The 12,624-nt window shown below is 43.0% G+C and carries 13 protein-coding genes; 12 read left to right on the top strand and 1 reads right to left on the bottom strand.

Features of this window, described 5'->3' with window-relative positions; genetic code table 11:
• The 3 genes from OH456_RS00360 to OH456_RS00350 all read left to right on the top strand — a co-directional run bounded on the left by OH456_RS00360 (window position 1) and on the right by OH456_RS00350 (window position 2,698).
• The gene (locus OH456_RS00360) at window positions 1-1,035 is read left to right on the top strand and encodes a tetratricopeptide repeat protein (protein ID WP_270032565.1); all 1,035 of its coding nucleotides are present in this window, start codon (window positions 1-3) and stop codon (window positions 1,033-1,035) included.
• Between the two features lie 121 nt (window positions 1,036-1,156).
• Entirely contained in the window at window positions 1,157-2,383 is a 1,227-nt protein-coding gene (gene gltS / locus OH456_RS00355) for a sodium/glutamate symporter (RefSeq protein WP_006070520.1), read from the top strand.
• 78 nt (window positions 2,384-2,461) lie between these two features.
• Window positions 2,462-2,698 (top strand): hypothetical protein, encoded by a 237-nt coding sequence (locus OH456_RS00350; protein WP_198558778.1) that lies wholly within the window; start codon window positions 2,462-2,464, stop codon window positions 2,696-2,698.
• A 24-nt stretch (window positions 2,699-2,722) separates the two neighbouring features.
• Here OH456_RS00350 and OH456_RS00345 read toward each other — a convergent pair whose 3' ends face one another.
• Window positions 2,723-3,295, bottom strand: a complete 573-nt coding sequence (locus tag OH456_RS00345) for a TetR/AcrR family transcriptional regulator (protein WP_107305887.1) — start codon at window positions 3,293-3,295, stop codon at window positions 2,723-2,725.
• Between the two features lie 116 nt (window positions 3,296-3,411).
• On the opposite strand from OH456_RS00345, the gene OH456_RS00340 reads away from it, so the two are divergent.
• The 9 genes from OH456_RS00340 to rbsK all read left to right on the top strand — a co-directional run bounded on the left by OH456_RS00340 (window position 3,412) and on the right by rbsK (window position 12,614).
• On the top strand, window positions 3,412-4,029 hold the full coding sequence (locus tag OH456_RS00340; RefSeq protein ID WP_124941916.1) for a glutathione binding-like protein: 618 nt from the start codon (window positions 3,412-3,414) through the stop codon (window positions 4,027-4,029).
• Between the two features lie 162 nt (window positions 4,030-4,191).
• Window positions 4,192-4,866, top strand: coding sequence for a type 1 glutamine amidotransferase domain-containing protein (locus OH456_RS00335; RefSeq protein WP_006070516.1), 675 nt, complete (start codon window positions 4,192-4,194; stop codon window positions 4,864-4,866).
• Window positions 4,867-5,036: 170 nt separating this feature from the next.
• Window positions 5,037-5,621, top strand: coding sequence for a sugar O-acetyltransferase (locus OH456_RS00330; RefSeq protein WP_006070515.1), 585 nt, complete (start codon window positions 5,037-5,039; stop codon window positions 5,619-5,621).
• A 177-nt stretch (window positions 5,622-5,798) separates the two neighbouring features.
• Window positions 5,799-7,424 (top strand): sensor domain-containing protein, encoded by a 1,626-nt coding sequence (locus OH456_RS00325; protein ID WP_124941918.1) that lies wholly within the window; start codon window positions 5,799-5,801, stop codon window positions 7,422-7,424.
• Between the two features lie 229 nt (window positions 7,425-7,653).
• Window positions 7,654-8,073, top strand: a complete 420-nt coding sequence (gene rbsD / locus OH456_RS00320) for a D-ribose pyranase (RefSeq protein ID WP_088878251.1) — start codon at window positions 7,654-7,656, stop codon at window positions 8,071-8,073.
• 33 nt (window positions 8,074-8,106) lie between these two features.
• Entirely contained in the window at window positions 8,107-9,612 is a 1,506-nt protein-coding gene (gene rbsA / locus OH456_RS00315; RefSeq protein WP_124941919.1) for a ribose ABC transporter ATP-binding protein RbsA, read from the top strand.
• On the top strand, window positions 9,609-10,589 hold the full coding sequence (rbsC, locus tag OH456_RS00310) for a ribose ABC transporter permease (protein WP_006070511.1): 981 nt from the start codon (window positions 9,609-9,611) through the stop codon (window positions 10,587-10,589). Before rbsA ends, rbsC begins: the two co-directional genes overlap by 4 nt.
• A 75-nt stretch (window positions 10,590-10,664) precedes the next feature.
• Window positions 10,665-11,543, top strand: coding sequence for a ribose ABC transporter substrate-binding protein RbsB (gene rbsB / locus OH456_RS00305; protein WP_270032564.1), 879 nt, complete (start codon window positions 10,665-10,667; stop codon window positions 11,541-11,543).
• 150 nt (window positions 11,544-11,693) lie between these two features.
• Window positions 11,694-12,614: a ribokinase gene (gene rbsK, locus OH456_RS00300; RefSeq protein ID WP_031494699.1), complete on the top strand. Its 921-nt coding sequence runs from the start codon at window positions 11,694-11,696 to the stop codon at window positions 12,612-12,614.
• Window positions 12,615-12,624: the final 10 nt, after the last annotated feature.

Genomic DNA, 12,624 nt, shown 5'->3' with positions numbered 1-12,624 from the left:
ATGAAAAATAGACATCTGATCGCTTTAGGTGCGATGGCAACGATCTTTAGTCTTTCGGCAGTCAGTGCCGAACCACAGAAAGATCAAGTTACCAAAACCAAACCACAAAGCGTCGCTGCTTCAGCTCAAGAAAGTACGACGCAACAAATTCAGCGCCTGTCTTATACGGCGCAGAATCAGTCAGAGAACGTACAACGTCGCGTTGATGCTTTGCATCAGCTTAGTCAGTTTCCAAACCAGAATGCACTGGTTGCAGTTTCAAGAGCTCTTAAAGACTCAAACTCTGATATTCGACAAGCAGCCATCGTAGGTGCCAAACCTTATCAGTTTGAATATCGATGGAAGTTGGTTGCTCCATTGTTAAACGATGAAAGCAGTGACGTGCAGTTGGCAGCTTTGGTAAATTTGATCCCTGATTACACCAATATGCATGAGCAGCAGCAACAAGAGCTTGATAAGATTTATCCAAGCGCTATTAAGCAGTTGAAGCAGCACTCTGGTAGTGAAAAGCAGTTACTTCTGGCGGATGTTTACCGTTGGCATCAAGACTTCAGCAGCGCTGAATTAATCTACCAACAGTTGATAACGAACCCTGTAATGGCGACGCAGGTCTCTCTGAGTCTATCGGATAATTATCGAGCGCAACAACAAGATGAGAATGCGCTAGAAGTGTTAAATCGTGCCATAGAAAACGACAGCACTTCAGCTCAATTATACTATTCAAAAGCGTTAACGTTAGTCAGGATAGGCAACAAGAACGAAGCGGCTAATGCTATCGAACAGGCGACGAAGTACTCGCCTGACAACAGTTATTATTGGTACTTGAACGGTGTGCTTCAAGAATCGATTGATGTAGCGAAAGCGACGGATTCGTTTGAAAAAGCGTACTTGATTTCTGGTGCGCCAGAACAACTCTACGCAGTTTGCGACATTTATGTGCGAACTGGGCACGAGAAAGCTGACGCCTGTCTGACGGAGCTAGAAAAAGTCGCTCCGCCTTACGTCATTGAAGAACTGAAGAATAAAGGTAAGTAAGGGTACGGAAAGAACAAGTAAGTATTGGTTATCAAGGTTAAAATCTTTTTAAAAAGAGTTGGATAGCGCGCAAAATAAAGGCATTCTATTCTGTATCGTTTTCTAACAGGATGTGGAATACATGATTATTGAAGATGGCGCTGTCCATATTGATTCTTTTTTTGCGGTTACTCTGGGTATTATTGTTCTCTTTGTTGGTCGTAGACTGAATCAGGTTGTTGGGTTCCTAAAAGAATTCAGCATTCCTGAACCGGTCTCTGGAGGAATCGTCTTCTCGGTTCTTTTTGCTCTGTTCTATATGGCGACATCAATCGAGGTCAGTTTCGATCTGATGGCGCGCGATGTATTGCTTGTTTACTTCTTCACTACCATTGGCATTAACGCTAGCTTGAGTGACCTCAAAAAAGGTGGAAAACCACTCGTCATATTGTTGGCAGTGACAATAGCCTACATGATAGTCCAGAATTTAACTGGTATTACCGTTGCTACGGCCTTTGGTTTGGAACCAGTAGCAGGGCTACTTAGTGGCACTGTTTCTCTTATTGGTGGACATGGCACTGCCATCGCTTGGGCTCCAAAAATCCAGGAGCAGTTTGGGTTAAATTCAGCAATGGAACTGGGAATTGCAAGTGCAACCTTTGGTCTTATTCTTGCAAGTATCATGGGGGGACCAATTGCTAAGTTCCTTATCAAGCGATACGACCTTAAACCACAAGAGCAACAGTCGTTAGATGTAGGTGTCTCCGAAAATCAGCCGGAGCCTAAAATTACCTCCTATGATTTTCTTGATGCCATGTTGGCCATTCATACCTGTATCATTGTTGGTGTTTTCTTAAATGAAGGTATTGAGCATTTAGGGTTACAGCTTCCTCTTTTTGTGACCTGCTTATTTGCTGGCATCATTCTTTCTAATCTCGTACCGCATAATTATCCGCGGATTACTGGAACCTCATGGCCTGCGAACAAACCTGCTGTTGCTCTGATTGCGGATATGTCTTTAGGAGCTTTCCTTGCGATGTCACTAATGAGTATGCAGCTATGGACATTAGTGGATCTAGCCGGACCAATTTTCGCGATTTTAGCAGCGCAATTTATTGTGGCGATATTAGTTAATCTTTTCGTTATTTTTCCAGCAATGGGTAAAAACTATGATGCAGCGGTTATTTGTTCAGGCTTTGGTGGGATTTCGTTAGGCTCTACGCCAACGGCAATGGCAAACATGTCCGCGGTTGCGCAAAAGTATGGCAATTCTCATCAAGCATTTATCGTTGTTCCGTTGGTCTGCGCATTTTTCATTGACCTTGCCAACGCATTTATCATCCCGTATTTCATGGGTGTTCTTATGTAAGTTTTATTGAACGTTATCTGATTAGAACTTAAATCTTACGCTGTATACCCTAGGTGCTATGACCTAGGGGATACAGCCATGATGAACAGACAACTAAACACTCACCATCAACTCGACAGTACACTAGCACAACAGCTTGCTGACAAGCTCTATCAAGGTTTGAATAGGCATCAGCTTTGTCAGGAGCACGATATTTCACTGCAACAACTCAAGTCAGCGGTAAACCAAGTACGCTTAAAGGAATATCAAGAAATGCCTTGTAGAGATACTCAGTATCTTGAAGCCCTTTACAAACGTTCACTTAGGACACAATGACCTTCAGCTAATCAACAATAGACGTTACTTGATTGCCTTAATTAGCATTTTGGTTGCGATATCAATATTGTCGTAACGTTTTGCTTTTCCTAATACTCGGATACCTTGCATATGGCAAATAATGAACTGCGTAAGAGCACTTACATCTGTGTCCGATTCCAGTTCTTGGCGCAGCTTGGCGTTATTAAGTACATCTGCGATTGCCTTTTCCAATGTGTCAAATAAGGAATCACTACGTTTGAGTACCATGGCGTTTGTAGCGGCATGTTCTACAACAGCATTTTGAATAAAACAGCCACAGGTGTTGTCTTTCTGCTTCTCAGCAAAAAGTAGCAAGAAGTCTTGGAGCGCTTCCAAGCCGGAGTCGGGTTCTCGCAGTGTAGTAAGTTTGGGAAACGAAATCTGCTCTAGGTAATTGTCGAGTGCTAGATAATAGAGCGTTTCTTTGTCACCAAACGTGTTGTACAGACTAAATCGATTGATTCCTAGAACTTCGATGAGGTCATTGATAGAGGTGTTTGCGTACCCTTTGCTCCAGAACAACGTCATTGCTTGCTGAAGTTTCTCTTGTTTGCAGAAGTTTGCTTTTCTTGCCATCTCAATACTCTTAAACGCGCTTTAACCGTTCAATATTACATAAAATTATTCTTGACCGATCGTTTAGTTTTCTCGTAGATTATATCTGAACGATCGGTTAGATAAAAGGGATAGTGATGAAACTGTACGAACAGGCAGCAACTGTAAGCTGCAAGCGACTCAATTTATTTTTACGCGAAATTGATGCGACAGGGTTTGAGCGAGTTGAAATTAATGTTCGAGAAGGAGACAACCTAAGTGATGACTACAAGGCAAAAAGTGCCAATGGTAAGGTGCCATTATTAGAGCTTGATGATGGTAGTTTCTTAAGTGAAACCGTTGCTATCAGCCGGTATTTTGATGAATTGCAACCGAATGACTTGAACTTGTTTGGGGATAGCGTGGTAGCTCGTGCCAAGGTTGAAATGTGGAATCGCATCGTTGAAATCGATGGAATTCAAAACGCATTTCAAGCGTTTCGAAACACGACTGGGCTGTATAAAGATCGAGAGAATTGTATAGAGGCTTGGGGCGTAGAAGCCAAGCATCGAGTGGAGCTTTTTTTACCGAAACTTGATAAGCAACTCTCTCAATCTGATTACGTAGCGACAGAGCGCTATACCATCGCCGATATTAGTGCTTATATATTTGTTGTTGTGGCTATCAATGCACTGAAGATCGAAGTGTTAGAGCCATACCCGCATATCAAGCGCTGGTTTGAGGTTGTCTCGTCTCGGCCTGCAATGAAAGGCTAACGTACGTGTAAGGATAAGGTAGTTTAGGTTGGTGTCCAGTGCCTTAGGCAAGATGCCAACCTTTAGTCAACTAGCGTTTGGATTTGAAAATTCTCATAAACTCACTAGGTTTAAAAGAAAGCTCTAGTAGGAGAATTCTTAGTGAGTCAAAAGAAAATACTAATGGTAATCACGTCTCATGACCGTTTAGGCGACGTGGATGAGAAAACGGGCTTTTGGCTTGAAGAATTCGCATCACCTTACTATGTCTTTAAGGCCGCTGGCTTACATATTACTCTTTGTTCTCCTAAGGGGGGACAGCCTCCAATTGACCCCAAGAGCGCACTTCCAGAGTTTCAAACTGAGTCCACTACCAAATTCGAGCAAGATCCAGTCGCGCAAACCCACCTAGCTCAGACTCTTAGATTAGTAGAAGTTCAAGCGTCAGATTATGATGCTGTTTTTTATCCTGGTGGGCATGGTCCCCTGTGGGATCTCACCTGTGACCCTGATTCTGTTTCTCTCATCGATGATTTTTTCAGTCAAGGTAAGCCCGTAGCGACAGTCTGTCATGCGTCCGGCGTTCTTATCAATGTTGTTGGAGAAGACGAAGAACCGATAGTAAAGGGCAAAAGAGTTACAGGTTTTAGTAATAGTGAAGAACAAACCGTTGGTTTGAGTGAAGTTGTGCCATACCTTGTTGAGGAAGAACTTACCAATTGCGGAGGGCTATATTTTAAAGGCGATGACTGGAGCTGTTACGTTGAAATAGACGGGCAATTAATCACAGGCCAAAACCCTGCAAGTTCTGCAGCTACCGCAGAAGCCGTCGTGGACTATCTTAATTCAGGGCGTTAGATATGATGTGTAACTGTTTTTTACCATTGAAAGACTCACTACAAAGTGTGATGACGGCGAGATTGTTTGCTTTCGTTGCTCTATATCTGACGTTTTGTTGACATAGTAAATAGTGCAATAGATTCAATTAGAGCAATATATTTTAGTTAATTACTCTACTGGTTCTAGCAATGACAACAAAAACTGAACGTGAAAAGATGTTAGCGGGTGAAGCTTATCAAGCTTGGGATGAAGAGCTGCTTCAAGCGCGTGTAAACTGCCGAAAAATCCTAAAAAAACTCAATGATAGTATTCCTAATACAGAGGATTGGAAACAAGCACAAGAGGCGTTAATTCCTAATCGCTCTGGCAATCTATATTTGGAGCCACCATTTCGATGTGATTATGGTGAAAATATTCATGTTGGAAAAAACTTTTACGCTAACTTCAATTGCGTCATCTTAGATGTCAACGTGGTCGAGATAGGTGACAATGTTCTTTTTGCACCTAATGTACAAATATATACCGCAGGCCATCCATTGGATGTTAAAGGTCGAGTTGAGGATGAAGTGGAGTTTGGCCTACCAATTAAAATTGGGCACAATGTTTGGTTAGGTGGCGGTGTTATTGTTTGCCCAGGCGTTACTATTGGTGACAACGCTGTTATTGGTGCAGGAAGCGTGGTAACAAAGGACATTCCGGCAAATAGTTTGGCGGTAGGTAATCCTTGTAAGGTTATTAAAGAAATCGATAATGGCCAACGATCCAGTCAATAAATGCCTAATTTACGTCTTAACGCAAGAATAAAATAACGCAAAAACAGTAATTTAACTTTGCGTCAAAAAATTGTTGATTGGATAACGATTTTTTGACGTTTTGTTTGATGTCCATTCCATAAAAATTTATCATAACGGCGTTAGTTCTATAAGTTTCTATTTGTAGTGGATTTGGCGTTGCAGTATTCGGATTTTGAATTGTCATTAGGTTTGATGGAAAAAGCGTTGGAAAGTGCCTCTGCTGCTGTCCTAATTACTGACGTCAACGCACATATCAAATATGCTAATAAACAATTCTACAATCTTACCGGATACTGTGAGCAAGAAGTGATTGGGAAAAATCCTAATTTTCTTCGCTCTGGAAAAACAACCGAAAAAACCTACCGTGATATGTGGTCGAAGCTTCTTTCCGGCAAGGATTGGTACGGTGAGCTGATAAATAGAAAGAAGAATGGTACGTTGTTTGTTGAAAAAGCACACATTAGCCCATTCGAGTATCAAGGCCAAAAATTCTATATTGCGGTCAAACGAGATGTAACCTCCGAAAAAAACTTAACTGAAAAACTAAGTGACTTAGCGTATTTTGACGCACTCACTCGCTTGCCTAATAGAACATCTTTTTTCGATCATCTTCAGAATTTCTTAGTAGAGCACCAAGACTCAACTGAACCATATTCGTTGCTGTTAATTGATTTAAATGAATTTAAATCAATTAACGACAGTAAAGGACATGATTATGGTGATCTCTTTCTACAAAATGTCGCCAGACGTTTTAAGAATGTGGTGGGGGAAGGTGGAGTTGTTGCTCGTCTAGGGGGCGATGAGTTCGTCGTGTTATTGCCCAAGTCTGGTGTAGACGTTGCAGAGCGCGTCGCCCAAAATCTACTAGATGCCATAGCTTACATCGAAATCGGTAATAAATCCGAGCGCGGCTCGGCTGCGGTTGGTATTACAACGAACGAAAGTAAACGCATTCCAACAAGTTTGCTTCTTAAGCAGGCTGACCTTGCCATGTATCGTGCCAAACAGTGCCAAACGATGTGGGTAAGTTATAACGAAGAGATGGGAACCCAGTGGGGACGTAAAAAAGCCCTAGCTCAAAGGCTTGCTGAAGCGATAGAACTTCATAAGCTAGAAGTGAGCTTTATGCCAGTCATCGATCTTCATAAGAATGAAGTGGTTGCTTATAAGAGTCGCTTAGAGTGGGTGGATAAAGTTCTTGGTAACGTCGATCGCTTTGAGTTTATTCCTATTGCGGAAGAATCGCAGTTGGTTCGCAAACTTAATCTATTTACTATCGAGCAGGCTTGTAAATACGCAACCGTAGGTGAGCTAAAAACGGTTGCCGTTAAAGTGTCTTCGAAGAACTTTGGTCACGGTTTGTTTGTTCAAGAAGTTATTGAAATTCTTGAGCGCTTTAAATTACCTCCTCAGTGTCTAGTATTAGAAGTGTTTGAAGATATGCTTTCTAAAAAGCGCTGCGTTGATGAGCTATACCAATTAGTCGATTTCGGCTGTCAAATTACCGTCGCAGATTTTGGTATGGGTCATATCTCCATCTCCGAATTGCGTGCGCTGCCTATTCAAAAACTAAAAGTAGGCGCTCAACTGACAGAAGAAATTGCGCAAGATACGTCAGTAGAGCAGGTGGCTAAGGCGATTGTTGGGTTGGCTAACGTGCTTAATATCGAGACTATTGCGGAAGGGGTTACGACTGAACAGCAATTACAGTCGTTAAAAACGATTGGCTGCCATTTTGCCTCAGGTCCTTACATTTCATTTCGTATGCAACAAGGTAGCTAAGCTGCTTATTTCCTTCTTTTAATTCCAATTGTCACAATTTGAAACCATTCACGGAAAACTCATCGAAACGTTTCGATAGTCCGATCTGGCTCACACTTGACCATTCACTCCCTCGATCTTTTGATTAACTACGCTAGGATTATCATCGAAACGTTTCGATGACAGAATTATCAAAAAACATTTATCCAGAATACAGTCTCGATAAAGCCGCATGAAGCAGGTATAAGACATGAAAAAAAGTGCTCTAATTAACTCTGAACTTTCTTACTTAGTGTCCACATTAGGTCACACTGATGAAGTGACTATTTGTGATGCAGGGTTACCTATAGCAGACCACGTGCAGCGCATCGATCTTGCGTTAACTCACGGAGTTCCCGCCTTCCTGGATACGGTTAAAGTTTATCTTGGAGAAGCGCAAATCGAAGGTGTGGTAATTGCAGAGGAATTTAAACAAGTAAGCCCTGAACTCCATGACGCACTGATTACGACGATAGAAGAAGAGAAGCAAGCAACGGGCAAAGCGATTTCAGTTGTATACGTTTCACATGAAGAGTTCAAAGTAAGAACACACGATTCAAAAGCGGTAGTAAGAACAGGTGAATGTACGCCTTATGCTAACGTGATTTTTCAAGCGGGCGTCGTCTTTTAGTCCGGCAAGCACAGACAGTACAGGACAACTAACATGCTGCAACCAATATTACAATTAAGCGATATTGAAAAAGCTTTCCCAGGGGTCAAAGCCTTGGATAAAGCCAGTTTGAATGTGTATCCGGGCAAAGTCATGGCTTTGCTAGGTGAAAATGGCGCTGGTAAATCGACATTAATGAAAGTGTTAACGGGTATTTATTCCAAAGATTCTGGAGATTTGCGCTATCAAGGTACTGAGGCTGCATTCCAAGGTCCAAGAGACTCTCAGCAAGCCGGCATCAGTATTATCCACCAAGAATTAAATCTAATTCCCGAGCTTACTATTGCGGAAAACATCTTTCTAGGTCGAGAAAAAACGAACGCGTTTGGTCGCATTCTGTGGAATGAGATGTATGCCGAAGCCGATCGTTTGTTGGCTCGTTTGAATGTAAAGCACAGCTCCAAAACACCATTGGGTGAGTTGAGTCTGGGTGAACAACAGATGGTGGAAATTGCCAAGGCACTATCGTTCGAATCAAAAGTCATCATTATGGATGAACCAACCGACGCATTAACTGACACCGAGACTGAGTCGCTATTTAGCGTCATTAATGAGCTGCGCGATCAGGGTTGCGGCATAGTTTACATTTCACACCGTTTGAAAGAAATCTTTGAGATTTGTGACGACATCACGGTATTGCGTGATGGTAAGTTCATCGGTCAACGCACTGTAGCGGAAACCGATGAAGACCTACTTATTGAAATGATGGTTGGTCGTAAGTTAGATGAACAATACCCTCGCATTGATGCGGTTCACGGCAAAACGAGCCTAGAAGTGAAAGACCTGTCAGGCCCAGGCGTGAATGATGTCAGCTTTACCTTAGACCAAGGAGAAATTCTTGGAATCTCTGGGCTTATGGGGGCAGGGCGCACCGAGCTTATGAAGATTATTTATGGTGCTCGCAAGCGTGAGTCGGGCTCTGTGATACTGAATGGCAAAACCATTAATCCAAGTAGCCCTCAGGATGGCTTGGCAAATGGTATCGCTTATATCTCCGAAGACCGTAAAGGTGACGGTTTGGTACTCGGTTTATCCGTTAAAGAGAACATGTCGCTTTGTGCCCTAGAACAGTTGTCTAAAGGTGCCCAGATTCAACATGGTGAGGAAGTGATTGCAGTAGAGGACTTCATTAAGCTCTTTAACATCAAAACACCGTCTCGTGATCAGATCATCGGTAACTTATCGGGCGGTAACCAGCAGAAGGTAGCTATTGCCAAAGGGCTGATGACCAAACCAAAAGTTCTGATTCTGGACGAGCCCACCCGTGGCGTTGATGTTGGTGCGAAAAAAGAAATCTATCAGCTTATCAACAAATTTAAAGCAGATGGTATGAGCATCATTCTCGTATCATCAGAAATGCCTGAAGTATTGGGTATGAGTGATCGCATTTTGGTTATGCATGAAGGGCATATAAGCGGAGAGTTTATGGCACACGAAGCAGACCAAGAAAAACTATTAGCATGCGCTGTCGGCAAAAATGTAAGTGAGGAAGCAGCATGAGCAACAAAACAATGAGCGTTGACACGGAAAAAAAGAAGCCTCTTTTTAACAAAGAGTGGTTAATCGAGCAGAAGTCGCTGATCGCTTTGATCTTCTTGATTGTCGTGGTGTCATTCCTTAACCCTAACTTTTTCACCGTAGACAATATTCTGAATATTCTACGTCAAACCTCTGTTAACGCTATTATCGCGGTTGGTATGACCTTGGTCATTTTGACGGCGGGTATTGACTTGAGTGTTGGCTCGGTATTAGCACTTTGCGGTGCGTTTGCAGCAAGTTTGATTGCCATGGAAGTGCCGGTATTAATCGCCGTTCCTACTGCTTTACTTGCTGGTGCTGCGTTGGGTGCGATCAGTGGCATCATAATCGCGAAAGGTAAAGTGCAAGCCTTTATAGCAACATTAGTAACGATGACCTTGTTGCGCGGTGTCACTATGGTTTATACCGATGGTCGTCCTATTTCAACTGGCTTCACTGATACCGCTGATGCGTTCGCTTGGTTTGGTACAGGCTACGCTATGGGCATTCCGGTACCGGTCTGGATTATGGTGATTGTATTTGCTGCAGCATGGTACCTACTTAACCATACACGATTTGGTCGTTATGTTTACGCACTAGGTGGCAATGAATCAGCGACACGTTTGTCTGGTATTAACGTCGACAAAGTAAAAATCGGTGTGTACGCCATCTGTGGTTTGTTAGCAGCACTAGCAGGCATCATAGTGACTTCCCGTTTATCATCAGCACAACCTACGGCAGGTATGGGCTATGAGTTAGATGCTATCGCTGCCGTTGTTCTTGGTGGCACTAGCTTGATGGGCGGTAAAGGTCGAATCATGGGAACCTTAATCGGTGCTCTTATTATTGGCTTCCTAAACAATGCTCTGAACTTATTAGATGTTTCCTCTTACTACCAAATGATTGCTAAAGCAGTGGTAATTCTGCTGGCAGTACTGGTAGATAACAAAAACAAGTAATAACTCGTAAACACAATTTAACAATAACTGGCTCGACATTAAGTTGAGCCACCCCCTACACAAAGGACTAAAACGATGAAAAAACTAGCAACTCTTATCTCTGCTGCGGTACTTTCTGCTTCGATGTCTGCAACGGCATCTGCACAAGACACGATGGCAATTGTTGTATCTACTCTTAACAACCCATTCTTTGTAACCATGAAAGAAGGCGCAGAGGCAAAAGCAAAAGATTTGGGTTATAACCTGATCGTTTTGGACTCTCAGAATGACCCAAGCAAAGAGCTGTCAAACATCGAAGATTTAACCGTTCGTGGCGTCAAAGCGATTCTGATCAACCCAACAGACTCTGACGCAGTATCTAACGCAATTCGCATGGCTAACCGTTCTAATATCCCAGTACTCACTCTTGACCGTGGTGCAAGCCGTGGCGACGTAGTTAGTCATATCGCGTCTGATAACGTAGTCGGTGGTGAAATGGCTGGTCACTACATTATGGAAAAAGTAGGTGAGAAAGCGAAAGTTTTCCAACTTGAAGGTATTGCTGGCACGTCGGCAGCTCGTGAACGTGGTGAAGGCTTCATGAACGCTGTAAAAGGTTCTCAAATGGAGCTCCTTGCTAGCCAACCAGCAGACTTTGACCGTACTAAAGGTCTGAACGTAATGGAAAACCTTCTAGCAGCTAACCCTGATGTTCAAGCGGTATTCGCGCAGAACGATGAAATGGCACTGGGCGCACTTCGTGCGGTTGAAGCAGCTGGTAAAGACGTGATGATTGTTGGTTTTGATGGCACAGAAGACGGTATGGCAGCGGTTAAACGCGGCAAACTGGCTGCAACTATCGCTCAGCAACCTGACATGATCGGTGCATTAGGTGTTGAAACAGCAGATAAAGTACTGAAAGGCGAAAAAGTCGAAGAGTACATTCCTGTACCACTTAAAGTAGTGACTGAATAATCACCAGACTCCCTCTTTTGAGGATAGTAAAGCTCTCCTTTAACAAAAGGAGAGCTTTGAATGAAGCAAGCCTGTCTCGTCCAAGTTAATTTCGGCCTGTCATATCAAGGCAACCCCAAGTTAATTTATTTGAGTAAAAAGGAACAATGTATGAATAAACTCATCGTATTGGGTAGTGTGAATGCAGATCATGTGCTGCAAGTTCCTTCTTTCCCTAGACCGGGTGAAACCTTGCACGGTATGAATTACCAAGTGATTCCAGGTGGTAAAGGTGCAAACCAAGCTGTAGCCGCGGCGCGCCTTGGTGGAGATACTGGCTTTATTGCCTGTGTAGGCGATGATGCGTTTGGCATTAACATTCGCGAAGCATTCAAAGCTGACGGTATCAATATCGCGGGTGTGCAATTGGAGCCAGGAACCCCAACAGGTATCGCGATGATACAAGTAGCAGAAAGCGGTGAGAATAGTATTTGTATTTCTGCAGAAGCGAACGCAAAGTTAACTACTGCTCGCGTTGAACCACATAGGACAATGATTGAAAACGCAAAATATTTGCTGACACAGCTTGAGACTCCTATTGAAGGTATAGAGTATGCGGCAAAACTGGCAAAACAATCGAAAACTAACGTAGTCCTAAATCCCGCACCTGCAATGGCGTTACCAGACTCTCTGCTTGAGTGTGTTGATGTGATCACGCCAAACGAAACAGAAGCGGAAGTACTTACTGGTATTACAGTCACTGACGATGAGTCAGCACAAGAAGCAGCGAATGAACTTCACCGTAAAGGCATTGAAATTGTCATGATTACGCTGGGTTCAAAAGGTGTATGGTTAAGTCAAAATGGTCGTGGAGTGCGTATCCCTGGTTTTAAAGTAGATGCAACGGACACCACGGCTGCGGGTGATACATTTAATGGCGCGTTGGTTACTGGTTTAATTGAAGGAAAATCGATTGAAGAGGCGATCGTTTTTGCTCATGCTGCTGCCGCTATTTCGGTGACTCGATTTGGTGCTCAGACTTCCATTCCTTCGCTAGATGAAGTAAAAGAGTTTTTAGAGCAAAAAGCTTAAAATAAGGCGC

Origin of the sequence: Vibrio sp. La 4.2.2, from assembly GCF_027586995.1 — a bacterium.
Lineage (GTDB): Bacteria > Pseudomonadota > Gammaproteobacteria > Enterobacterales > Vibrionaceae > Vibrio > Vibrio mediterranei.
Note: the sequence above shows the minus strand (reverse complement) of the source record. Positions and strands in the feature narration are given on the sequence as shown.

What these genes read in the sequence shown, in the direction of transcription:
- OH456_RS00360 (WP_270032565.1), top strand. Translation starts at nt 1, where the DNA reads ATGAAAAATAGACATCTGATCGCTTTAGGTGCGATGGCAACGATCTTT.
- gltS (WP_006070520.1), top strand. Translation starts at nt 1,157, where the DNA reads ATGATTATTGAAGATGGCGCTGTCCATATTGATTCTTTTTTTGCGGTT.
- OH456_RS00350 (WP_198558778.1), top strand. Translation starts at nt 2,462, where the DNA reads ATGATGAACAGACAACTAAACACTCACCATCAACTCGACAGTACACTA.
- OH456_RS00345 (WP_107305887.1), bottom strand. Translation starts at nt 3,295, where the DNA reads ATGGCAAGAAAAGCAAACTTCTGCAAACAAGAGAAACTTCAGCAAGCA.
- OH456_RS00340 (WP_124941916.1), top strand. Translation starts at nt 3,412, where the DNA reads ATGAAACTGTACGAACAGGCAGCAACTGTAAGCTGCAAGCGACTCAAT.
- OH456_RS00335 (WP_006070516.1), top strand. Translation starts at nt 4,192, where the DNA reads ATGGTAATCACGTCTCATGACCGTTTAGGCGACGTGGATGAGAAAACG.
- OH456_RS00330 (WP_006070515.1), top strand. Translation starts at nt 5,037, where the DNA reads ATGACAACAAAAACTGAACGTGAAAAGATGTTAGCGGGTGAAGCTTAT.
- rbsD (WP_088878251.1), top strand. Translation starts at nt 7,654, where the DNA reads ATGAAAAAAAGTGCTCTAATTAACTCTGAACTTTCTTACTTAGTGTCC.
- rbsA (WP_124941919.1), top strand. Translation starts at nt 8,107, where the DNA reads ATGCTGCAACCAATATTACAATTAAGCGATATTGAAAAAGCTTTCCCA.
- rbsC (WP_006070511.1), top strand. Translation starts at nt 9,609, where the DNA reads ATGAGCAACAAAACAATGAGCGTTGACACGGAAAAAAAGAAGCCTCTT.
- rbsB (WP_270032564.1), top strand. Translation starts at nt 10,665, where the DNA reads ATGAAAAAACTAGCAACTCTTATCTCTGCTGCGGTACTTTCTGCTTCG.
- rbsK (WP_031494699.1), top strand. Translation starts at nt 11,694, where the DNA reads ATGAATAAACTCATCGTATTGGGTAGTGTGAATGCAGATCATGTGCTG.